Below are 2,063 nucleotides of genomic sequence, written 5' to 3' on the forward strand. Positions count from 1 at the left end.
GCACCAGCCTGCTTGACGCTCTGCGCGATCATGTTGGCCTGACTGGCACCAAGAAAGGTTGCGACCACGGGCAATGCGGCGCGTGCACCGTTCTTGTCGACGGAAAGCGGGTGCTCTCGTGCCTGAGTTTCGCCGTCATGAACGAGGGCCGCGAGATCACAACCGTGGAAGGCTTGGTTTCGACGGACGGGGAACTGCATCCGGTCCAGCAGGCTTTTGTCGATCACGATGCCTTTCAATGCGGCTATTGCACACCGGGACAGATCATGTCCGCCATCGGGTGCATCAACGAAGGCCATGCCGGGTCGGAAGATGATATTCGCGAATATATGAGTGGCAATCTGTGCCGCTGTGCTGCCTATCCGAACATCGTTGCGGCGATCGTCCAGGCCCGCGACGAGATCAGGAGGGCCTAGGATGCGCCCCTTCGTCTATGAACGCCCAACCAGCGTCTCCTCAGCGGTCGACATCGCGACCCATGCCGATACTGGGCAGAGTCCGCCGACTGCGGCCAACACGCAGTTTATCGCCGGTGGCACCAATCTGGCCGACTACATGAAGCTCGGTGTCGCGCAACCGGAACGATTGATCGATCTCAACACTCTCGCCGAACCCGCCTTGCGGCAGATCAGGATAGAGGATGATGCCATTCGCTTCGGGGCGTTGGTTCGCATGAGTGAAGCAGCCGACAACGGGGATGTCAGGCGTCGTTGTCCGCTCCTGGCCGAAAGTCTGAAGTTCGCCGCCAGTGGCCAGCTTCGCAACATGGCGAGCCTCGGCGGCAATGTGCTGCAGCGGACGCGCTGCGAATATTTTCGTGAAACCTCCTGGCCATGCAACAAACGTGAGCCAGGCTCCGGCTGCGCAGCGATGGAAGGGTTCAACCGCCAGCATGCGGTTCTCGGTACCAGCGATGCCTGCATTGCCGCATACCACGGCGATTTCGCGCAAGCCCTGATTGCGCTCGGCGCAACCGTCGACATCGAAGGCCAGCAAGGAAGACGCACGCTTGCCTTTGCCAAGCTGCATCGGCGGCCGGGCGAGACGCCGAACATCGAAACGGATCTCGCGGCAGACGAGCTCATCACCGCGATCGAAGTGCCGCTCACGCCATGGAGCAGCAGGTCGCGCTATTTGAAGATACGCGATCGCGAATCTTACGCGTTTGCGCTGGCGTCCGCGGCTGTCGCGCTCGACATGGACGGCGAGAGGGTCAGGAGCGCGCGCATCGCTCTTGGCGGCGTGGCGACCGTGCCGTGGCGGGCGAGCGCGGCGGAAGACACGCTCAAGGGCAAGGTGCTTGATGAGGCCGCGGCCCAAGCCGCCGCCGATGTTGCCTTTGCCGATGCCAAGCCGCGCGAACACAACGCGTTCAAGATACCGCTTGGCAAGCGCACGCTGGTGCGGGCGCTGCTCGAAACCCGTGACATGAAGGTCTGACCTATGAACCAAGCCGCACCCGCCCCCAAAGACAATCAGGGCGATCCTGTTGTCCGCATCGACGCCCGACTGAAGGTTACCGGACAGGCCAATTATCCCGCCGACATCGCCACGGCCAACGTCGCCTACGGCGCCCTTGTCACCAGCAGCATCGCTCGAGGCAAGGTCTCCAGACTTCAAATGGACGATGCCAAGGCGGTGCCGGGTGTGTTGGACATCGTCAGCTATGGCGACATGGACAACATCGACAAACCGAAATTCGGCAACACCGGCGCAAGTTCGATCGGGCCGTTGCACGACAAGACGATTTTCCACGACGGCCAGATCGTCGCTCTGGTGGTTGCCGAGACTTTTGAGGCGGCGGAAGAAGCGGCGGCGTTGATCCGCGCCGATTATGAGAACGAACCACCCAGCGCCACTTTCGATTCAAAAGGCGTGACGGTTGAGCCGGCGGCCGGCAAAAGCCCGATGCTGAAGGAAGATGCGAAGGCTGGCGACTTCGACGCCGCCTGGGCGGATGCGGAGGTGAAGATCGACGAAAAATACTCGACGCCGACCCAGCATCACAACCCGATCGAACTGTTTTCGACCACGGCGATATGGCAGGGCGATCAACTGACGAT

The 2,063-nt window shown here is 61.5% G+C and carries 3 protein-coding genes; all 3 read left to right on the forward strand.

The features are described 5' to 3' along the window. The coding region (locus EN935_RS33050; RefSeq protein WP_164771568.1) for a (2Fe-2S)-binding protein at positions 1–416 on the forward strand (416 nt) is incomplete at its 5' end. Between the two features lies 1 nt (position 417). Continuing rightward, a complete protein-coding gene (locus tag EN935_RS33055) occupies positions 418–1,440 on the forward strand; it encodes a xanthine dehydrogenase family protein subunit M (protein ID WP_127262150.1) in 1,023 nt (340 codons plus the stop codon). A gap of 3 nt (positions 1,441–1,443) precedes the next feature. Continuing rightward, a partial coding sequence (locus EN935_RS33060) for a molybdopterin cofactor-binding domain-containing protein (protein ID WP_164771569.1) occupies positions 1,444–2,063 on the forward strand: 620 nt, incomplete at its 3' end.

It is taken from the genome of Mesorhizobium sp. M7D.F.Ca.US.004.03.1.1 (assembly GCF_003998635.1).
GTDB lineage: Bacteria > Pseudomonadota > Alphaproteobacteria > Rhizobiales > Rhizobiaceae > Mesorhizobium > Mesorhizobium loti.